The organism is Janthinobacterium sp. SUN026 (genome assembly GCF_030397625.1).
Lineage (GTDB): Bacteria > Pseudomonadota > Gammaproteobacteria > Burkholderiales > Burkholderiaceae_D > Janthinobacterium > Janthinobacterium kumbetense.
The window spans coordinates 106,934-128,985 of record NZ_JAPQNU010000010.1; the positions used below are offsets into that span (position 1 = coordinate 106,934).

The 22,052-nt window shown below is 57.4% G+C and carries 12 protein-coding genes and 1 tRNA gene; 5 read left to right on the plus strand and 8 right to left on the minus strand.

Annotated features, from left to right (window positions below; all coding sequences use genetic code 11):
- The 3 genes from OX459_RS27790 to OX459_RS27800 all read right to left on the minus strand — a co-directional run bounded on the left by OX459_RS27790 (position 1) and on the right by OX459_RS27800 (position 5,435).
- Positions 1 to 2,859, minus strand: a complete 2,859-nt coding sequence (locus OX459_RS27790) for a response regulator (RefSeq protein ID WP_289907469.1) — start codon at positions 2,857 to 2,859, stop codon at positions 1 to 3.
- Positions 2,860 to 3,174: 315 nt separating this feature from the next.
- Positions 3,175 to 3,375, minus strand: a complete 201-nt coding sequence (locus tag OX459_RS27795; protein ID WP_010396213.1) for a YbdD/YjiX family protein — start codon at positions 3,373 to 3,375, stop codon at positions 3,175 to 3,177.
- Positions 3,375 to 5,435 carry a carbon starvation CstA family protein gene (locus OX459_RS27800; RefSeq protein WP_251350882.1) on the minus strand — a complete coding sequence of 687 codons (2,061 nt, stop codon included), beginning with the start codon at positions 5,433 to 5,435 and terminating at the stop codon, positions 3,375 to 3,377. The genes OX459_RS27795 and OX459_RS27800 overlap by 1 nt, the downstream gene beginning before the upstream one ends.
- A 241-nt stretch (positions 5,436 to 5,676) precedes the next feature.
- Here OX459_RS27800 and OX459_RS27805 point away from each other — a divergent pair, with 241 nt between their 5' ends.
- From OX459_RS27805 to OX459_RS27825, 5 genes are all read left to right on the plus strand, one after another.
- Complete coding sequence (locus tag OX459_RS27805; RefSeq protein WP_289907470.1) at positions 5,677 to 7,047, plus strand: cache domain-containing protein; 1,371 nt, start codon at positions 5,677 to 5,679, stop codon at positions 7,045 to 7,047.
- Between the two features lie 14 nt (positions 7,048 to 7,061).
- Positions 7,062 to 7,691, plus strand: a complete 630-nt coding sequence (locus OX459_RS27810; protein ID WP_099664952.1) for a response regulator transcription factor — start codon at positions 7,062 to 7,064, stop codon at positions 7,689 to 7,691.
- Positions 7,692 to 7,993: 302 nt separating this feature from the next.
- Complete coding sequence (locus tag OX459_RS27815) at positions 7,994 to 9,082, plus strand: HDOD domain-containing protein (protein ID WP_354669684.1); 1,089 nt, start codon at positions 7,994 to 7,996, stop codon at positions 9,080 to 9,082.
- 1 nt (position 9,083) lies between these two features.
- Positions 9,084 to 11,129, plus strand: coding sequence for a bifunctional diguanylate cyclase/phosphodiesterase (locus OX459_RS27820; RefSeq protein WP_289907472.1), 2,046 nt, complete (start codon positions 9,084 to 9,086; stop codon positions 11,127 to 11,129).
- 121 nt (positions 11,130 to 11,250) lie between these two features.
- A tRNA-Ser gene (locus OX459_RS27825) sits at positions 11,251 to 11,340 on the plus strand.
- A 1,428-nt stretch (positions 11,341 to 12,768) separates the two neighbouring features.
- On the opposite strand, the gene OX459_RS27830 is transcribed toward OX459_RS27825, so the two are convergent.
- The 5 genes from OX459_RS27830 to OX459_RS28080 are packed head-to-tail and all read right to left on the minus strand — an operon-like array spanning position 12,769 to position 21,731.
- Complete coding sequence (locus tag OX459_RS27830) at positions 12,769 to 15,570, minus strand: DEAD/DEAH box helicase family protein (protein WP_289907473.1); 2,802 nt, start codon at positions 15,568 to 15,570, stop codon at positions 12,769 to 12,771.
- Positions 15,571 to 15,589: 19 nt separating this feature from the next.
- A complete protein-coding gene (locus tag OX459_RS27835; protein ID WP_289907474.1) occupies positions 15,590 to 17,419 on the minus strand; it encodes a site-specific DNA-methyltransferase in 1,830 nt (609 codons plus the stop codon).
- Positions 17,420 to 17,422: 3 nt separating this feature from the next.
- Complete coding sequence (locus OX459_RS27840) at positions 17,423 to 18,700, minus strand: ATP-binding protein (RefSeq protein ID WP_289907475.1); 1,278 nt, start codon at positions 18,698 to 18,700, stop codon at positions 17,423 to 17,425.
- A gap of 2 nt (positions 18,701 to 18,702) precedes the next feature.
- On the minus strand, positions 18,703 to 21,525 hold the full coding sequence (locus tag OX459_RS27845; protein ID WP_289907476.1) for an SNF2-related protein: 2,823 nt from the start codon (positions 21,523 to 21,525) through the stop codon (positions 18,703 to 18,705).
- Entirely contained in the window at positions 21,525 to 21,731 is a 207-nt protein-coding gene (locus tag OX459_RS28080) for a ribbon-helix-helix protein, CopG family (protein WP_354669685.1), read from the minus strand. The genes OX459_RS27845 and OX459_RS28080 overlap by 1 nt, the downstream gene beginning before the upstream one ends.
- Between the last annotated feature and the right edge of the window lie 321 nt (positions 21,732 to 22,052).

The following is a 22,052-nucleotide window of genomic DNA, read 5'->3' on the forward strand; positions in this document are numbered from 1 at the left end:
TCAGTGTTCCTTCACGAGGATGGCGTTCAGCGATTCGCGTACGGCCAGGAAGGCTTGCTGCATCTGCTGCAGAAGGGGAGCCGCGCCCTCGGTGCTGCCGGCGCGGCCCAGTTTTTCCATTTCCTTGCACAGCTGCGCCAGGCCGTCGGCGCCCACGTTGGCGCTGCCCGACTTGAGGCTGTGCGCCACCTTGCGCAGCGCTTCCGCATCCGCTTTCGCGATGGCTTCGCGCATGGCGCCCAGCTGGCGCGGCGTCTCGCCGGTAAACGCGAGGATGACCCGTTCGAGCAGCGCATCGCCATCCGTGCCGGACAGCGCGCGGATATTTTCCAGCGCCTGCCGGTTCAGCGGCGGGGCCGATGCCGGGGATGCAGGCGCCGGCGGCGTCGCCACGGGCGGCGGCTCGGCAGGCGCCTCCTGCGGCGCTTCGCTGTGGTGCACGGTGGCCGCGCGCGGCAGGGTGATCCAGCGGGCAATCGTGTGGCCCAGGTCTTGCTGCGTAAAAGGTTTACTCAGGTAATCGTCCATGCCGGCCGCCAGGCACGCTTCGCGGTCGCCCTGCAGCGCATTGGCCGTGATGGCGACGATGGGCAGCACGCGCGCGTGGCCGCAGTGCTGTTCATGGCGGCGGATTTCCGCCGTGGCGGCAAAGCCATCCATCACGGGCATCTGGCAATCCATCAGGATCAGATCGAAATCCTCGGCTTGCGCCGCCTGCAAGGCTTCTTCGCCGTTGCGCGCGCAGACGACATCGAGGCCCAGGCTGTCGAGCATGGCCAGCGCCACTTCCACGTTGACGGGATTGTCCTCGGCCAGCAGCACGCGGCGGCGCTGGCGCCGGCCCACCTGGCGCGCCGTGTGCGGCGGATGGATGCGCAGGCTGTCGCTGGCGCGCGGCGGCGTGACGATGCAGTCGAACAGGTCGCATTCGCGGGCCGGCTTGATCAGCTGGTAGGCCACGCCCGCTTCGCGCCGCTGCACGGGGTCGGCCGCCGCCTGTTCCGTGCTCAGCAGCAAAAGCTTGAGGTCGGCCAGCAGCGGGTCGCTCTTGATGTTGGCGGCCAGGGCCAGGCCGCTGGTGCGCGGCAATTCCATGTCGAGCAGGGCCACGGCATACGGCGTGCCCGCCTGGGCGGCCGCGCGCAGCTTGCCCAGGCAATCGCTGGCCGTGCCGGCGCTGTCGCTGACGATGTGCCAGCTGGCCAGTTGCCGCTCCAGCACGGCGCGCGTGGCGGGTGTGTGGTCGACGATCAAGGCGCGTAACCCTCGCGTGGTTTTCAGGTTGAAGGACGGGTCGTCGCTGTCGACCCGCCGCTTATCGAAATTTACTTCGAACCAGAAGATCGAGCCTTGCGTTAAAGCATTATCAACGCCGATAGTGCCGCCCATCAGCTCCACCAGCTGTTTCGAGATCGTCAGCCCCAGGCCCGTGCCGCCGTGCTTGCGCGTGGTCGAGCCGTCCGCCTGCGAAAACGATTCGAAGATGCGCGTCTGCGCCTCGTTCGAGACGCCGATGCCCGTGTCGTGCACCTCGAAGCGCAAGCCCACGCTGGGTGCGTCTTCGCTGCACACGGTCACTTTCACGGTGACCTTGCCCGTTTCCGTGAACTTGATGGCGTTGCCCAGCAGGTTGACGATGATCTGGCGCAAACGGTTCGGGTCGCCGCAGATGGCGATCGGGATGTCGTAGGCGATGTCGAATTCCAGGCTGATGTTTTTCGCTTCCGCCTGCGGCGCGAACACGTGTTCTATATCGTCGAGCAATTCGCGGAAATTGAAGCGGATGTATTCGACGCTCAGCTTGCCCGCCTCGATCTTGGAAAAGTCGAGGATGTCGTTGATGATCACCAGCAAATTCTGTCCCGAGCGCTGCACCATGCTCGTGTAGTGGCGCTGCTGCGGGCTCAAAGGGCTGGCCAGCAGCAGTTCCGTCATGCCCAGCACGCCATTCATCGGCGTGCGGATTTCATGGCTCATGGTGGCGAGGAAGGCGCTCTTCGCCTGGCTGGCCGCCTCGGCCGCATCCTTGGCCTTTTCCAGCTGCGCCGTGCGCACGCCCACCTGGCGCTCCAGCTGGTCGCGGTAATTGGCCAGGGTGCTGTCGCGGCTGTCGATCTGCGCCAGCATGTCGTTGAAACTGTCGATCAGCACGCCCAGCTCGTCGCTGCGCTGGTGCGCGATGCGGTGGCTGTAGGTCTGGCTGCTCGACACTTTCTGCGCTGTATCGATCAGCTTGGTGATCGGTTCGGCGATCACGCTCTTGAAGCGCCGCGCGAGGAACACGGCGACCAGGAAGGACAGCACGGTGGCGCCGCCGATGGCGCTCACGTGGCGGCCGATGTCGCGCCACATGTGGTTCAGGTCCGCCTCGATCAGCACGGCGCCGATGATCTGTTGCGGCTCGCCGGGCCGGTAGACGGGGCGGTACAGGCGCATGGCGGGCGCCAGGGTCGTGCCCGAGCCTTGCGTGACGGGCTGCACGGCCATGTCGGCCAGCAAGGCCGGGTCCATGTCTTCCGGCGCCGGCAGGCCGTCCGCATGCTGCGGCGCGCGGTACAGGGCGAACAGGCGCCCGCCCTTGTCGAACAGGGCCGCCTGGGCCACCTCGTTGCGCGCGGACAAGGCCGCCAGCACCTGTTCCGCCTGCCCCTGCGCCGATTTTCCCGCCAGCAAAGGCACGGCGCCGGCCGCGCCGATCACGCCCGCCAGCGACAGCAGTTGCTTGCCTTCATCATTTTTGTGGCTGAGCACGGACGTCAGCGCAAACGCCACGAACACCAGCAGCAGCGCGCAGCCCGACGACAGTACCGAGATCATGGTCAGCTTCTGGCTGATGCTGGAGCGTTGGAAATTGAACATGCGTCGCTGCTTCCCCGGTCGCCCGTTGACTGTTATTTAATTCCTATTGGAAAAATATAGACGCGAAGACACACCCTGATATTGATGTGGGTCTAATGGAAGAAAGGGGAGGGGAACTTATAAGAGAGGAAATGAAAAGGGCAGTCTCACAAGACCGCCCTCAAATTATTGCTGAGCAACAACACCTGACTCAGCCGTAGCGAGCGGAAGGGAGAGGTGGCCGAGAAGCGCAACCGTACTTTGTACGGGGCCGCCGAGGCGGTGAGCATCGCAAGCCGCCTATGCCGACGCGCAGTAGGCTGGGTCAGGTGTCCGCTAACAGCAACCGCCACGCTTGCCGGCGCCGCCGTAACGCGCTTCCTGCCGTTCGCGGAAAAACTCTTCATACGTCATCATCGGCTCGCCGGGATGGGTCACTTCCCGGTGCGCCACGTAGGTGTCGTACTCGGGCAAGCCGCACATGAGCCGCATGCTTTGCCCCAGATACCGACCCGCCTTGATGATTTCGTCGATCATCATTGCACCGTGGGCATGGCCTGGAACGGCGTTTCCTTGGTGCTTGGGCGGCTGTCGGCGCGCGCCTTCAGAATCGTGCGGATGCCGAAGAACAGCACGCTGACGACGACGATGACGAAGAAGGCGGCCAGGCCGGCGTCCAGGTAATCGTTGAAGATGATCTGTTGCATCTGCGCCACCGACTTGGCCGGCGCCAGCAGGGTGCCTTCGTCCAGGGCCGCCGAGTATTTCCTGGCGTGCGCGAGGAAGCCGACGCGCGGGTTGGCGTCGAAAATCTTTTGCCAGCCCGCCGTCAGGGTGCACAGCAGCAGCCAGATGGTCGGCGTGATCGTCACCCACGCATACTGTCCCCGTTTCATCTTGAACAGCACGCAAGTGCCGAGGATCAGCGCGATGGCCGCCAGCATCTGGTTGGCGATGCCGAACAGCGGCCACAGGGTGTTGATGCCGCCCAATGGGTCGACCACGCCCTGGTACAGGAAGTAGCCCCAGGCCGCCACGCACAGGCCCGTGGCCAGCAGGTTGGCGATGACGTTTTCCGTCTTTTTCAGGCTAGGCACGAAGCTGCCCAGCAAGTCTTGCAGCATGAAGCGGCCGGCACGCGTGCCCGCATCGACGGCCGTCAGGATGAACAGCGCTTCGAACAGGATGGCGAAGTGGTACCAGAAGGCCATCATGGCCTTGCCGCCGATGGCGCCGGACAGGATCTGCGCCATGCCGACGGCCAGGGTCGGTGCGCCGCCGGCGCGCGAGATGATGCTGTGCTCGCCAACGTCCTTGGCCGTCTGCGTCAGCATGTCAGGCGTGACATAGAAGCCCCACTGCGAGATCGCCTGTGCGGCCGATTCTGCCGTGGTGCCGATCAGGGCGGCCGGGCTGTTCATGGCGAAATAGATGCCCGGCTCGATGGTCGAGGCGGCCACCAGGGCCATGATGGCAACGAACGATTCCATCAGCATGGCGCCATAGCCGATGAAGCGGGCGTGGCTTTCGTTTTCAATCATCTTCGGCGTGGTGCCCGAGGAAATCAGGGCGTGGAAGCCGGAGACGGCGCCGCAGGCGATGGTGATGAACAGGAAGGGGAACAGATTGCCCGACCAGACGGGGCCGGAGCCATCGATGAACTTGGTCATGGCCGGCATTTTCAGGTAAGGCGCGACGACGATGATGCCGATGGCCAGGCCGAGAATCGTGCCGATTTTCAGGAAAGTCGACAGGTAGTCGCGCGGCGCCAGCAGCAGCCACACGGGTAGCACGGAAGCGATGAAGCCGTAGCCGATCAGCATCCACGTCAGTTCCGTGCCCGTGAACGTGAACATCGGGCCCAGCACCGCGTGTTCCTGTACGTACTGGCCGCCGATGATGGCCAGCATCAGCAGCACGAAGCCGATGATGGAAATCTCTCCGATGCGGCCCACGCGGATGAAGCGCGAATACACGCCCATGAACAGGGCGATGGGAATCGTCGCCATCACGGTGAAGCTGCCCCATGGGGAGCCCGTCAGCGCCTTGACGACGATCAAGGCCAGCACGGCCAGGATGATGACCATGATCATGAAGCAGCCCAGGAGCGCAATCATGCCGGGAATTTCACCCAGTTCAGCCTTGATCAGGTCGCCCAGGGAGCGGCCGTCGCGGCGCATGGAAATGAACAGCACGATGAAATCCTGCACGGCGCCCGCAAACACGACGCCGGCCAAGATCCACAGCATGCCGGGAAGATAGCCCATCTGCGCGGCCAGCACGGGGCCGACCAGGGGGCCGGCGCCGGCGATCGCCGCGAAATGGTGGCCGAACAGCACATATTTATTCGTCGGCACGTGGTCGAGGCCATCGTTGTGCTTGAAGGCGGGCGTCATGCGGCGGGCATCGAGGCCCAGCACCTTGTCGGCGATGAACAGGCTGTAGAAACGGTAGGCGATCAGGTAGACGCAGACGGCGGCGATGACGATCCAGATCGCGCTGATCGGTTCGCCGCGTTGCAGGGCGACGACGCCCAGGGACCCGGCGCCTGCCAGCGCAAGCGCTGCCCAGCCGAGCTGTTTGAAAATGCGGTTCATGCTTCCTCCAGAGATTGACGGGCGCTGTGCCGTGCGATGATGTGTGCTGCCGAGCCTGGTCGTTGCCAGTTTGGTATGAATTGGTGTGTCTGCAGCTTATGGCGAGTATTCAGGAATCGTATAATTGCCGCAAGCGCACGACTACGCAGTAACGCTCAGTATTACTACGCAGACCGATCGCGCCGCCGCGACGTAAAATCACGCATTCCCACCAGCATCGACGCCGCCGGAGCGCCAGGCCATGAAACTCAGACAGAAAGTCATCTTCCTGGCCATCACGCCGCTGATCCTCGCCCTGTGCGCCATCGCATTTGCTGTGCGGCACCAGGCCATCACCCTGGCCGAGCAGCAGCGCGCCACCATCCAGCAGGCGTACCTGGCCAGCAAGGAAGCCGAACTCAAGCATTACGTGACCCTGGCCAGCCATTCCATCGCTTCCCTGTACCAGTCGGGGCGCAAGGATGCCGCCACGCAAGAGGAAGCCAAGCGCATCCTGTCCGCCCTCAGCTATGGCGACGATGGCTATTTCTTCATCTATGATTTGCAGGGCAAGTCGCTGATGCATCCGCGCCAGCCCGAACTGGTGGGGCAGAATCTGTGGCAGTTGCGCGACGCCGAGGGTAATCTGACCATCCAGCGCCTGATGCAGCGGGCGAAGGGCGGCGGCGGTTTCGAGCGCTACAACTGGATCAAGCCGTCGAGCAACAAGTCCGCGCCCAAGCTCGGCTATGTGATCCTGATGCCGGAATGGGGCTGGATGATGGGCACGGGCATCTATATGGATGACGTGGACCAGGCGCTGGCCAAGGTCGATGCCCAGCAGTCGCGCAATATCCGCTCGACCATGGAATTGATCGCCGCCATCGCCATCCTCGGTTCCCTGCTGGTGGCCGCCTGCGGCCTGGTGCTGAACTTGCGCGAATTGCGCGTGGCCGACGCCAAGCTGAAAGTGCTGGCGCAGCGCGTGGTCGAGTCGCAGGAAGAGGAGCGGGCACGGCTGTCGCGTGACTTGCATGACGGCATCAGCCAGTGGCTGGTGTCCATCAAACTGCAGATCGAGGCAGGCATCGCGCGCCTGGCCGGCAATGCCGAACAGAAAGACAAGGCGCCCGCCACCTTCGAGCGGGCCGCCGAGCAGCTGAACAAGGTGCTGGGCGAGGTGCGGCGCATTTCGCACAACCTGCGCCCGGCCATTTTAGATGACCTGGGCCTGGCCGCCGCGCTCGACCACCTGGTGCATGAATTTAACGACAGCAGCAGCGCGCAAGCCAGTTTCACGGCCAGTCCGGCGGCGGCGGGCGAGGGCTTGCCCGACATGGTCAATACCGTGTTGTTCCGCATCGCCCAGGAAGCGCTGACCAATTGCGAGCGCCATGCGCACGCCAGCGGCGTGGAAGTGAGCCTGCACGAGGCGGGCAAGGCGGTGGAATTGCGCATCCAGGATAATGGCGGCGGCTTCGACTTCGACGGCATCGCCCTGCATCCGCAGCGCGGCATCGGCCTGCGCAACATGACGGAGCGCATGGAAGCCATCGGCGGCAGCCTGCGCATCACCTCGTCCCCGGCCGGCACCTTGGTGCTGGCGCGGCTCGGCCTTCCATCCACACACTAAATAGATACGCAACCATGACCGAGAAGATCAACATCCTGCTGGTGGACGACCACCCCCTCGTGCGCGACGGCTTGCGCGCGCGCCTGGAAGCGGTGGCGCATTTCGACGTGGTGGCCGAGGCGGGCGGCGCCGACGAGGCGTTGAGCCAGGCGCGCGCGCACCAGGTGGACCTCGTGTTGATGGATATCAATATGCGCGGCACGAATGGCATCGAAGCGACGGCGCTGTTCAAGCAGGCGTTTCCGCAGATTGCCGTGCTGATCCTGTCCATGCACGACAAGCTCGAATACGTGTCGCAAGCGATTGCCGCCGGCGCGCGCGGCTATGTGCTCAAAGATGCTCCTGGGAAAGATATCGTCTTCGCCATCGAGACGGTGATGTCCGGCGGCATCTATTACAGCGCGGCGCTGGCGCGGCAGCTGTCGCGCCCGCAAGTGCACGATTCCTTCCTCACCACGCGCGAGCAGCAGGTGCTGCAGCATATCGCGGCGGGCCAGTCGAACAAGCAGATCGCCCGCGACCTCGACCTGAGCGTGCGCACGGTGGAGACGCACCGGCTGAACATCAAGCGCAAGCTCGGTATCGAAGGGCAGGCCGAATTGATCAAATATGCGGTCGAGCACGCGCATGGCGGCAGCGCCTGAGCAGGCGTGCGCGGTGCCGTGGTTTTGTCAAACCCGCATGACAGGCGGGTCTCCCGGTGGAATGTTTTTTTTGAATATTTATTGCCAAAATTAAACTGTTTCGTGGGTGAGATTCGGATAGAATGATTCTCGCTGTCGAAATGGCATCCCTGTCGGGCCAGGGTTGCCAATGCTGGTCAGTTTATTTACTATGGCGCCCTACCCACACTGAGATACCGATGTCAGCGTCTGAATCAAACCTGTTTCCGTTGGTGGGATTACAAGCAGTTGCCAATGCTCATAACGAGTGGGTCGCTGTCACCTTGCATGTACCGCAGGCCTCGACGGCGCCGCTGCTGGCAGCGCTGGCCGCCGCCGATGCGTATGCCTTCCTGGCGCCGCTCGACTGCATCATTCCCCTGGCCGACCCGCATGACGTGGACGAGGCCGTTCTGGCGCAACTGGCGCCGCAACGCACCATCTTCCGTTTGCCGGCCCATCTTGCCGGCGACAAGCACATCCAGAAAAAATGCCAGCAATGGCGCGACGCCGGCTATCGCCTCATTCTCGATGGCGCCGAAGCCGGTCCCGTGACGGCGGCGCAAGTCGACGCGCGCGCGCTTAGCTTTGACGCGTCCGGCGCCCGTCCGGCCCTGCACCAGTTGCTGCCCTTGGCGGGGCCGCACCTGGCCTACAACATCGCCGACGCGGGGCAGTTTGCCGCCTTGCAAGAACTTGGCGTCAGCTGGTTTGCCGGCGATTACGCGCTGCACCATGCGCGCCAGCAAAGCGAGCCGGAAGACGCCACGTCGCGGCGCCGCCTGCTGGCGCTGCTGGGCTTGCTGGCCCGCGATGCCGACGCGCACGAGCTGGAAGTGCCGCTCAAGCAAGATCCATCGCTCAGCTATCATTTATTAAAACTGGTCAATTCAGCCGCCTTCGGTTTCACGGCGCCGATTACCAGCTTCAGCCAGGCCATCACTTTGCTGGGCCGGCGCCAGCTGCAGCGCTGGCTGCAACTGCTGCTGTATGCGCGGCAACAGGACGATGGCAAGATCCACGCGCTGCTGCCGCTGGCGGCCGTGCGCGCGGCGCAGATGGAAGCGCTGTGCCAGCTGCGCGGCGGCGACCGCGACGCGCAGGACCTGGCCTTCATGGCGGGCGTGTTCTCGCTGCTCGACGTCCTGCTGGGCATGCCGATGGAAGAAATCATCGCCACCCTGAACCTGGCGCCGGAAGTGAGCGTCGCCTTGCTCGAACGCAATGGCGAGCTGGGCACCTTGCTGGCGCTCGTCGAAAGCGCCACGCCGCCGCCCGAGGGCTTGCGCCGTGCCGGCATCGATGGAGAAACCTATTGGCGCAGCCTGCTGCAGGCCTACCAATGGGCCATCCAGGTCAGCCGGAACCTCTAGCATGACCCTGTTTCCGGTGTCGGATTTCCTCGGTGACAGCGCCGCCCTGTGCGACGCCGTCGTGCGTTTGCGCGGCCCCGCGCTGGTCGCTGAGCTGGGCCGCATCGCCAGCGCCGTGATGGCCAGCCCGCACGGCCAGTTCCTGCCTGCTGCCAGCCTGGACGCCGCTGCGCCGCCCGTGCCGTTTCCCCGCGATACGCCCGCCTTGCTGCAGGAAATCAGTTTTGATGGCCACTGTTTCGGCCATTACAGCGTGGCTGGACGCAGCCTGTACAGCGACGCCGACCGCCGCCACCTGGCCAGCCTGGCATCCTTGACGGCGGGCGTCTTGCAAGTGCATTCGCTGGCGCAACGCTCCACGCACGCCTACGCGCAAGTCGAAGCCTTGCTGGCGCAGCAGACGCAAATCCTCGACCAGTTGCACGAATCCGTGCTGACGATGGACTTGACGGGCTACATCACCAGCTGGAACAAGGGCGCCGAGCGCCTGTTCGGCTACACCTCGGTGGAAGCCGTGGGGCGCAACATCCTGTTCCTGTACGACGATGAAGACACGGGTTTCCACGACGCCTTCCTGGAGCAGGGAGGACGCCTGATGGAGGTGCGCCGCCGAAAGAAGTCAGGCGAGATCTTCTGGGCCAGCCTGTCCTTGTCGCCGCTGCAAGACCTGGACGACAAGCCCATTGGACTCATCGCCTACCTGACGGATATCACGGAGCGCAAGCTGGCCGAAGAGCGCTTGCACCACCTGGCGTATTACGACCCGCTGACCAGCCTGCCTAACCGCACCTTGCTGGCCAAGCTGGTCGACCAGGCCCTCTCCGTGGCGCAGCGCAGCAAGATGCTCGGCTGCGTGCTGTTCATCGACCTGAACCGTTTTAAACTGATCAACGACACCCTGGGCCGGCGCATCGGCGACGAACTGCTGCGGCAAGTCTCGCTGCGTTTCCGCCATGCCTTGCGCGACCAGGACCTGGTGGCGCGCCTGGGCGGCGACGAGTTCGCCGTCGGCCTGTTCGACATCGGCCAGCATTTCGAGGCCAGCATGGTGGCGCAAAAGCTGCTCGCTTCCCTGGTGGAACCGTTCCTGATCGAAGGCCACGACCTGCGCGTGGGCGCCAGCATCGGCATCAGCGTGTATCCGCAGGACGGGCAGGACGCGGAAACCCTGCTGCGCCTGGCCGACATCGCCATGTACCGCGCCAAGCAGGACAGCGGCGGCGAAGGGGAAAGCGTGGCTTTCTACAGCCAGGACATGAACCTGGGCATGCAGGCGCGCATGCGCCTGGAAACAGGCTTGCGCCAGGCCTTGTCCGAGCAGCAATTGTTGCTGCACTACCAGCCGAAATACGCGCTGGGCAGCGGCCGCATCATCGGCGCCGAAGCCCTGGTGCGCTGGCACCACCCGCAGCACGGCATGATCCCGCCGGCCGAATTCATCCCCCTGGCCGAATCGACGGGCCTGGTCGTGCAAGTGGGCGAATGGGTGCTGGAAGCGGCCTGCGCCCAGGCGCAAGCGTGGAAACTGGCCGGCCTGCCGCCGATCCGCCTGGCCGTGAACGTCTCCGCCCGCGAATTCACGGCAGCCTTGCCCGCCAGGGTGGCGGCGACTCTGGCCCGCTACGGCCTGGAAGCGGCCTGGCTGGAACTGGAAATCACGGAAAGCACCCTGATGCACAACATCGAGCGCGTGATCGGCATCATGGACCGCATCACGGCCCTGGGCGTGGCCCTGTCGCTGGACGACTTCGGCACCGGCTATTCAAGCCTGTCCTATTTAAAACGTTTCCCCATCGACACCCTGAAGATCGACCGGTCTTTTACCACCGGCATCCCCACCGACGCCAGCGACTGCGCCATCGCCAGCACCATCATCAGCATCGCCCAGCAGCTGCACCACAAGGTGATCGCGGAAGGCGTGGAGACGACGGAACAGCTGGCCTTCCTGAAGAGTTCGGGCTGCGACGAAGTGCAGGGCTACCTGTTCTCGCGCCCGTTGCCGGCGGGAGAGTTCGAGAAGGCGCTGCGGGAAAACTGGGGCGTGTAGGCTTTCCATTGGCATACCGGCGCAGCTCACTGACCCCAGAGGCCGCTTTGGGACTTAAATGCGCGCCACCGACTACTCGCCATTGGTAAGCCACTGAGCTTTATGTATAATGCTGCCATCTGGAAGCGTGGCCGAGTGGTTGAAGGCACCAGTCTTGAAAACTGGCGACGGGTTAAACTGTTCGTGAGTTCGAATCTCACCGCTTCCGCCAGTATTTATTAATAAGTCATTGATTTAAAAGATTTTTTTGTAATGGCTGTGTATTTAACTATCAATTTGACTATCAAAATTTAGTTTGGTTGATCGGCCCTAATTTTGTGTGCCGACCTCTCCTGATGAGGTTGGTACTTGGGTGTAGTCAGCAGCAATGCGCTTAAAAGATGGTGTCATCATGCTCTGGCTTGCGCACAATTCGTTACAGGCAAGGCTTGCCGTTTGCGCCTTGCTGCCCTGTTTTTCCTTTAATTCTGCGTTGTCCAGGCTGTCCGCCCGGACCGTTCTCATTGTAGGGTGCGCTTACACCACCAAGGCATCCAGATCCTCTAGGCCACCGTGACCGCCTTGGCCACCATCTGCTGAGAATAGCACTTTGCTGTTCTTGGTGATACTGCCAATCAAATTCAAGTGGCCACCATTACCGCCGTCCCCGCCGGGTTGGCCATCGCCGCCGTCGGAAGCCATTGCTTGGCCGTTGATACTAGCCCATCCGCTCTCGATTGTTATTACACTGGGGCGCCGGCTACGCCTTCGATATTGGACGGTTAGCAGACTCATCATGCGGATTCAGTTGCTGCTTCTTTACAATCATGTCGTTCTCCGTTGTGATCTTTCGTCGGCACCGAGGTCCAAGGCCTAAGGCCCACGTTGGTATTCTACGGATGTCGCTGCTCCTTGCGGCTACTGCTCCCAGACTCAAAGTTCAACCTACGCTCCATTCCAAACAATCTTACCCCTACGACTAGACCGCAGTTTTTCCAGTGCGCCTGGAAAGTGCCGCAATCGGCGCCGATCCGTTCAAATGCCCCACCTCGTCTCTTAGAGTGGGCAGTCTGAAATTGCAAAAAATCTCAAACCTATATTACTGGTATGGGAATAAAAATTGATGGTCGATTTTATTCAAAAATGGGTAAGGAGGTATGAAAAAAGACAAAAACAGGTTCGATGACACTACGCGGTGGTATCACACTCCTCGTAGGCGTCTCAAATACGACTCGGAACGCATCAAGCAGCAACGTGACGCAAGTAAGAACATATTTCCCTCAAGCAAAGGCAAGCTCCGCAGCCAACTAAGGCTGCGGAGCTTGCCCTTTTTGTCTACCAAAAGCGGGTAGCACATTTCTATGTTTTTTTACCACAATTTTGAAGGATTAATCATGCGGCCTCATCCATCTCCTTTGGAGCACCTCACCGCATTCGCTATCGTATTTACCACAGGAATTTTGTCAACCGCAAGCTTTGTTGCGTACATGGAGCAAGTGCGTCGGAATGCTGTCCGCGGTCATTATAAAAGGCTCGATTTTCAGCAAGATTTAAAGCCTCCTGCGCCGAGACGAGGCAGCATTGACGGATGAAATATCGATGTTCACGATGTGAATCAGAACGTCTCGCGACCAAAGGCTATCCCCAAGTTCACTGGAATTTACGCGGGCAGCTTGAACTCCGCCATGAGCCCATTCATGCTGCGCCCCAAGGTGATTGCATTGTCAGGGATAAGTAGGTACACCCACGGTTTGCCACCGTTGACTTCCGAATGTTGGTTTGCGTAGAGGCACCAACGAACGGCTGCACGAGCCTTGGAAATCACTTCATCCAATTCAATCTGATCCGCTCGCTTAGGTTCGATCAAAATGCACTGGGTATGGGTCTCTACGACGAAATCAGGCTCGTAGAACCTGCCACCCTCGTATTCGATTCGAAATTGTCCCGGTGCGGGTTTCATCCATTTCAACACGTCAGCATCGTCTTCAAGTACCTGTGCAAGGCGCCATTCCCCGTCAACGGAATCAAATTTCTGGTAGGGGTAACAGCACTTAGCGAACCCTTTAAAGACCATCTTTCGGACCAAGCGCTTCTCCAGAATCGGTTCGCGGAAGCCTCTTGGCTTCTCACCAGCTGCCAACGTAAAACTGGCGGGGCGCAGTACATCGAAACCCTGGGTCACCTTGCCAACGTAGTCTGTGGGCGTAATCGATACGTGTTCCAGCATTTGTGTCCAGACGAATTCGCCCAGTTGTCGTTGCCAGTAGACCAAGACGTTTTCGATCTGTTCTGGGCCTGACAAATATGCCTCTAATCGCGTCACAACTTGACCTGCCAGCTTGTACAAGAGGTCCGCATGTTCGTCATAATCAACCGCGTCCTGTGCCATTAGGTGGCTAACGATGTAGTCTTCTCGCTTATCCTCCCGTGCGCCACTACTATCCCACTGAATCCTTACTTGCTGATTGTTTTCGAGATGTTGAAGAAGAATGGCGTTGTCGACGGGCTGATAACTGATACGATCAACGCGATCCAAATCGAAATCAGAGAATCGATAATTCACCTCACGCGTCGGCAGGATGACAATCTGAGGTACATCGATGGTCAGCTCGATAATTCGTTCAGTCACCTCCTGCACGACTCTTGCGACTAGCTCGTCACTCTGTTCTTCGGTGCGAGCTTCCGGCATCAAATCGAACAGCGCCTTCTGCGCGGGTGCAGCTTCTCTGACCCAAGTTTTCACGCGGTCAACTAGCCGTTTTTGAACCGCATCGCTATCCAAAGCCTTGCTCGTTGGCAAGTTCGCAGCTTCCAGTTGGATGGCGCGTAGCGCGAGATCCGCTACGCTTGTTCTTTGAGGATCGACTGGCCGAATTTCGTTCGCTAGCTGACCTTGCTCTACCGGTATGCCGTTTTGAATCGGCATCCGTCCGGTAGATAGGATTTCAACAAACGAGCCAGTCGTAAGTATCTGTGGCTGGCGATCCGGTACATCATCGTCCTCAGAACCACCAATAAAAAGAGCCTTTTTTTGGATAATAGATTCAGCACTGTTAGATCTGTCGAGTATTTCTTGGAATTTATCATGCGCAACGATACAAAGCCGGTCGACAGCCTCGACGCCAGTCCGTTTGCCATAAGGTAGGCGCAAACCTCGTCCAATCGTCTGCTCAGTCAAAATTTCAGATGCCGATGCTCGGAGCGGAACTATCGTGTATAGGTTGGTCACATCCCAACCTTCCTTGAGCTTGTTGACGTGAATTACCACCTCGGTTTTTTCGTCATGCTCAACAGCGAGGAGGCGCTGCATGGCATCGTCCGACTCCTCCCCCGATTGATTCGAGTGAACTTCGATTACACGCTCTGTGTATCGGCCGTTGAAAAAATCTTTGGACTCGATATATGCCTTCAACGCGGAGGCATGCGCTGTATCTTGCGCCACCACGAGCATGAACGGTTTCACTAGCTTTACATTTTGACTTCGCGAATAATTCTCCAGCTCGACCTTCACGAACTCATGATGGTGGATGCCATCTTCGAGCTTAATTTCCTCAAGCTTCTCCGCGCTGTATTGGTCTCGCTTGAAGTCTTTCCTAGTGGCAACGGCCGGGATTTTCACGTAGCCATCGCTCAAAGCACGCGCTAGCGGGTAGTGGTAGACAATGTTGGAAAACTCACGTGGGTTTGAGCCCACTGTTTTCGGGGTTGCTGTGAGCTCGATACCCAAAACGGGGCATAGATCGTTGATCGCTTGCTCACCCGCGCTCGCGTAGTAGCGATGCGCTTCGTCCATTACAACGACCAAATCCGGTAGATTTGCGAGGTAATCGAAGTAGGACTTCCCTAGGTATTCTTGGAAGCGTCGAACCTTCGCGACGGAAGACTTTGCTGCGCCCAGTTTGTTGTCGCGAGCGTTGATTTTTGCAATATTGAATATGTTGATGTGGGGCGCCGAATCCGCTCCGAACAGATCACCAGTAAGCGTTGCCGGAATCGCGTAATCTAGCCGGACACCACGGCCATCTACGTAGTCGTCACCAGTTATAATCACAGGCGGCGTTCGAGCAAATTCTGGTATGCCAGCAAAAACGTACTTTGGACTGCCGATTGAGAAGTCTTGTTTCAACTTCTCGAAGATTGTGAGGTTGGGGGCAAGAACTAAAAAATGTCGACTCCGCCCGGTGATGTAGAGCCAGGCAATCATTGCACCCATCAAGCGAGTCTTTCCGACACCAGTAGCCAACGCAAAGCAGAGTGACGGAAAATTTCGTTCGAAAGCTCGTACCGAGGGATACTCGCGTTTAGCGATAGCCAGCCAGCGGTTTAAATCCGCATCTTTAGTTAGCGACATTTGTTCGAGCAAGTCGATCAAGATATCTAGTGATTCGCGTTGAGGCGCACGTAAGGAAAGGCGGGCAGCGATCTGGTTGGCCGCCTTGCGACCATCAATATTTTCGTTCATTGTTTTCTGTTTATCCTAGTCACTCAACATCGATATGTTCGAGAACTTCGTTCACCTCTGACTCTTCAAGCACGTTGATGCTGAAGCTGTAATCGTCATGGTCCCACTCGCACTTTCCAAGAATTGATTTTGGAATTTTCTTGAGTGTCAGGTTCGAGAAAGCATCTGTATCGGCCATATAAGCTTTACAGCAAATCAGGAGCGAGCGTTCAGCGCCGACGTCATTACTGAGTGTGCGAAGCTGATCATGGCTAAGACTGCCGGTTGTGATGTATATGAAATCCGTCTCCGTGCTGTATCCGTGCTGCCAAAAGTGGGAAGCGTTTGGTGCATAAGTAAAGCCCATATGGCCGCATACAGCTTCCGCTAACATTTCCGCGTTGTAATCCGGATTGATAATCCAGTTGTCCCACTTGTCTCTTTTCAACAAAGAGGGAGCCAAGCGCATAAAACGGAACCCTCCTCCCCCTGTCCATCCAACCGACTTGGTGATGCCACCGGTATCCTGGGAGTCGATCACACGCTTGAGGCGCGGAACGATATGTGTGTGACAGTGAGGACCGAGTTCAACCATAACCCACTGCCTTCGCATCTTGTGTGCGACGGCTCCTGTCGTGCCCGAACCTGCAAATGTATCTAGAACCCAGTCACCGGGATCTGTACAAAGCTCTAAAACACGTCGCAACAGTGCTTCCGGTTTTTTCCCTTTTGGAAATAGCACGCCGCCTTCTTTGGTCAGATTGTTGAGCGGAAATCCTTCCCAGTACGTACCAGCCTTCTCCAATTTCACAATACGGTCTCTCTTCTTGACGGCAACATCAGAAAGCCAAGCGATGAGGTCACAATTCACCCCTTTGTAATAGAGCGTAACTTTCTGTCCCTTGCGTCGTCCCGACCGTGGAACGTAGTCGATGCTGAAAAAATCTCCGTGGCCAGATGCAACCTCCATAACGCGTGTCCTGATAGAGCTCTGCGCATTGGTGTCCCGGAAAATTCGGTCAAAATACTTGACGTAACACTCACGCTCTGTGATCCCCTCTTCGGAGGCGAGCGCAGTTATTGGTTTGATAATTACTTGATCGTGAATATACACATCAATCGGGTCCCCACTCCCATCTTCGGTTCTAGTGAAGAACTTGCGCTTGCCCAAGTCCACAAGGACACGGGTGTATTTCCAGCTCTTCCCTTCTGCTCGCATGTCCTCAATAACATCAAAAAGGTCTTCCTCATCGTATACATCGTTGAACTTTTTGAAGCCGTCAACACCCGTCTTATCCTTCGCATAGATCAGGATATGTTCCGTATTCTTCTTCAGCCGCTTGTCCTCGCCACCACCTGATGCACCAGCCGTTTGCTTCATTCGCACTGTCACGTGATTGAGAAAGTTTGAACGTCCAAAGACCTCGTCCAGCAACACCTTGGCGTAGGCCATTTCTTCATCATTCAACTGGCACAGAAAAACTCCGTCATTTCGCAACAGAGTCTTAAGGCCCTCGAACCGCTCCCTCATCAGTGATAGCCATAGCGAGTGCTCGACTCCATCGTCGTAGTCGGGCATTGCTTGCCCTGTGTTGTACGGAGGATCGACATAGATGCAGCGAAATTTTTTAGCAAACTCCGGCTCAAGTGCTTTAATTGCAAGAAGGTTATCCCCGTAGACAACTCGATTGTCAAAAGTCGGTTGCGTGACGGCCTCAGCATCCTCGTCAAGCAAATTACCTTGCCCAGATATTTCGGTCACGGCGACCCTATACGAAAGCGTTTCGTCTTCAAGCAGAATTCTTTGTTCCAAACGCGTACGTTTTTCCTTACCAGTCCAAGTAAGCTCTAGTTTCATGGGTTTTGTCATGTTCTATTCGTCTTCGTCAAATTGAGCTAAAAGCCCGTTCATCTCGCGGCTAGCCGCGTATATGGTTAGTTTGAGTTCGGTATGGTCGATCTGCTCGTAAAGCGGGCGACGGGTGGATAGCAGCTCGCTTGCAGTCATGATCGTCGGCACGCCTTCCCCCCTACGTTCAATCATATTCGTGCGACGAGTAATCGGATCCGCAGGGAAGTATCGACTTAGGAGATTTACGAGCGTCTCATTGCGGCTGATGCTGTTTGAATCTATGGTCTGAACGGAAAGGCTATTCGGTAGTCCGCCCGGAGTGGACAACTCTAAGCGATCCGAAAACATGTGCAGACGTATGCGCGAACCATGCATGGCGTAGTCTCGGTGAGCCACAGAATTGACAATCGCCTCAAAGACCGCACCGAGGTCATACTGCGGAATATCAACGCGGCCAGGACGCTTCACCGCCTCGACACGCATGTTGCGTTTGACGAACTGGAATGCCTGTTCAATCTGGGTGTCGACTGGGCCATCACAGTCATGAGCATCCACTTGAAATTGAGCATTGCGCTCGGTAACTGAGTACGCCACGCATTGCACATACGCTGACGATAGGTATTCAGCAGGGCGTGCAGTCAACAATAGGACTCCGCTAACTGTCAAGCGTGGCTGACTGTTTTCATCATCGCCTACAAGGTATAGTTTCCGCAGTTGTATAGCCTCAGGAAGGTCGCCACGGATGAAGCGGGTCTTTTGGCCAGGAACAATCGCATCTTCACTCGATTGCGGCACAAGCTGCTCATCGAAACGTATTAGTCGCGCCATACTCCGTTGTTGAAATATTCTGGCGAGCAGATCTGGGGACATTTCCCGTTTCGTCGAGCCGACTCGATGGTAGTACCCATTCGGGCCTCGATGTACAAATAAGCTTTTTTGGACGCGCACCCAGATGACAGGTTTAGCGACTCCTTGGCGGTCCGGTACTTCGACCAATCGTGTTTCAATAACAAGCGGGGGATCGATAGATTGAGTCACAATGTTCGAAAGCCAGATGTCAACTGTCTCAAGATCACCCACCGTTATCCCTTCGACCTCGCGTGTCTTGTCGTTAATGCCGAGGATGAGAAAGCCTCCATTTGTGTTGGCAAAGGCCGCAAGCTCATCCGCGATACTGTCGCGGTGGGGTGCTTCAACACGCGTGCCGCGTATGGTGACAGCCTTGAACTCATAGGCGGTGTCTTCCCCTAGCCGGATCTGGTAGATCAGCTCTCGTACTAGATCAGTGGTATTGATCATTTCTATCCCTTCAGTTGCCACCGAATTGAGAACAGCCGCTCTCGTTGTGGCGTAATTTTAAGTGCATCCTCGACATCAGCAATTAGGAGATCTTCTTCGGCCTCGATGCGTTTCTTTTCCTCGTGGTAGTCGAGCATCACTGAGTCGCGTTCACGCTCCAGCACCTTGAGTTCACGTTTTGCGTTCATTTTTTCCTGTAGAGACGGGAGCTGACGTGCTGCGCTCCGAGCTTCCTTAATTTCCTGATCTAGTTGGCGTAATCGGATATCAAGCGCTACCCGCCTGTCTTCGGCCCATCGGTCAAGCTTCCCCGTTTCCTCTTCGAAGTAGCGTTCGTTCCGCTTGTTTCCTGCTGCAAGTTGTTCTGCTTCCTGATGTACTACTTGGAGTAATAAATCTGGGTTAAGAGACAATGCGGCTAAGTCGACCTTGACCGTTGCGGGGACCAAAAGCAAACGTTCGGCGACATCGACTGGCAATGCTTCCCCAGAGTCGGTTCGAGCAGCGACGAGCAGGCGTTCGATACTTTCCTTCTTTGTGTTCAGGGATAGTTTGTCGACGACCAATTCGCCTGACTGACCAGCAATCGTACGAAGGTACGATTGCTGTCCATTTTCCGTATGGCTGAGGTCGAATTCAATGAGCGCGGCGCCCAGCTTGGAAAGCGTGTTTTTTGCGTTTTCAATTAATTCGCTACCCAGCCCTTCTTTTGGACGGAAGAAGCAGGCGTCATCTTCCAATGTTCGCTGCCAGTTCACGTCGTGCCATCTACCATCATGGAAGAAACGGTGCTCTTCGAATGTTGCAGCCGGCAGCATCATACGCGCGAGCGTCAGCATATTTTCCTGATACTCGTCCAGATATCGTTCGGCTTTTTCGCGGCGCAAGTTTAAACGTTTTACCACGTCCACATCGAAATTTTCGAACAAAGACCGGCGCGTATCTTGCTCACGCGTTTGCAGTTCGGCCTTCAACGTTTCTTGCAACTGGTTGAATTCAGCGTCGATTTGCGAATCGTCTCGGCACTGCTGATAGATGTCGTGGATCCGACGTTCGATGTCGACGCCCGATTCAATTGAACCAAGGATCTCATCCGAGGCACCGAAGACACCCTCGAAAAGTTGAAATTTCTGACTGAGTAGCTCGAAAACTCGCTCGTCCGCACGATTTCCTTTGTTGATGAAATTTACTACTACGACGTCATGTTTCTGCCCATAGCGGTGCACGCGACCGATGCGCTGCTCAACACGTTGTGGGTTCCAAGGAAGGTCATAGTTGACTAGCAAAGAACAGAACTGGAGATTTATGCCTTCGGCTCCTGCCTCTGTGCAGATCATTATTTCGGCCTCATGTCGGAAGCGATCAACAAGTGCAGCTTTCATATCAGCGGTCCGCGATCCTGATACACGCGACGACCCATGATGCTTCACCTGCCATGCTTGTAACGTCGCACGCGAATCTTCGTCGGCATTACTCCCGTTGAGAACGACAATCTTCCCCGCGTATCCATTTTGGCCTAAGAGAGTAAAGAGCCAGGCTTGCGTACGGACAGATTCCGTAAAAATCACTGCTTTTCGTGCCCCGCCAAGCCGTTCAGCAAATTCAAACGCACGGCCAAGAACTCGTAGAAGCGCCTCCGCCTTCTCATTTCGTTTGATTCGCTCGGCAAGTTCACGAAATTTCTTTAGCTTGGCAATTTCAAGTTCTAAGGATTCCGGATCGGGTAAATCTTGTTCATCGATCCCCTCTTCGTCGGCGATATCGTCGGCACCTTCGTAATCATGCAGCACTTCTTCGAGCGGCAACTGTTTTTCAAGCCTCTCGATCATCGTCGTCAGCGTTCCTTGGATGGCGAACGAAGATGATGCGAGAATTTTTCTGATCACTAAAGTTACAAGGTGGCGGGCACCGGGCTTAATCGCGATAAGGTCATCGCCCTGTAGGTAAGATGACACCTCGTCATATAGCGCCAATTCGTCGGTCGAAGGCCGGAAGTCCTCAGTCATCGAATAGCGTCGCGTAAATTTAATGCCGCCTTCTTCTTGGACTTGGCGTCGCAACGTCCGCTGGACGATAGCCCTCAAGCGCTCTCGTAATGATTCAAACTCGTCGCGCGCCATCTTTGGGCGGCAGTATCGCGCCTTAAACGAATTTAAGTCACCGAAAAAGTGAGGATCGATCATCGAGACGAGGCCGTATAGTTCCTGCAGGTTGTTCTGTAAAGGCGTAGCCGATAGCATCACTTTGGGCCGACCGGCAAGAGCAGCATTTAGTTTACGAGCCATCTTAGCCCCGTCATTCTTGTAGAGGTTTCGCAGCTTGTGCGCCTCATCCAAGACGACCAGATTCCAGGGAGTCTTACCGAGCTCGACGTCTTTGCGGGCAGCGAATTCATAAGAACAAATGACTATCGCCGGATTGCCAAATGCCGCTTCCACATCGAACGGATTGTCGATGTTTCTCTCTTTCGCATTCCGAAAATTCTTTGCTTCGACGATGAGCGAGGGAAGTGAGAACTTTTCTTCAAGTTCTTGTTGCCATTGCTTACGAAGTGTTGCCGGTACGATTAGCAAGATCTTACGTTTTCGTTCAGCCCACCTTTGCGCCATTACGAGACTCGCCTCAATGGTCTTTCCGAGACCGACCTCATCAGCAAGAATTACGCCGTTTGATAGAGGTGATGCCAACGCGAATAGTGCGGCGTCAACTTGGTGCGGGTTCATGTCGACCCTCGCGCTCGCGATGGTCTGGGTGAGTGATGCCTCCTCGCCACTCTCCAGCTGGAGCTTGTGCGCAAGGTAGCCACTTTGATAACTGGTAAACATCAGCGTTCTTCCTTAGCCACCGTTCGTTTGAGAGGGTGAAAATTCCCCTTTTCATCCGTGCACTCTAAAAACTCCGAAACAGCTTGGCGTATCAACCAAGCGAGCGAGAGGTCGTGCCTCTCCGCCAGTAGTTGTAGCTGTTGAAGTTGGTCATTTGTTAGAGAAACCGTCGTTCGGACAGTCTTCATAATTGCATCCTTATACATCAATGTGCGTCATTATGCTTCATAGATCTAGAAAACCAAACTGAGGCAATGACTATCGCTATATCCCTTCTACTTCAGTGAACAAACTCCAAGGCCTTGGCTGCTCGGTAAGTGTGCTTGAGTTGGCCTAAGAGGGGGGATCGCCGTCTGCCAAAGAATGACAGCACGAGTAGGGCGCAGCGCGTTCTTTTGGCTTCTTGTAGTGGTCAACCCATCCCGGACACTACGTTAAGTTTTTCTTCGGCGACGGCCGGTGCCAGTCCCTGGTTGAACTGATGTGGTCGTATCCAGTTATACCGGTGCATCAGGTAGTGGCTGATG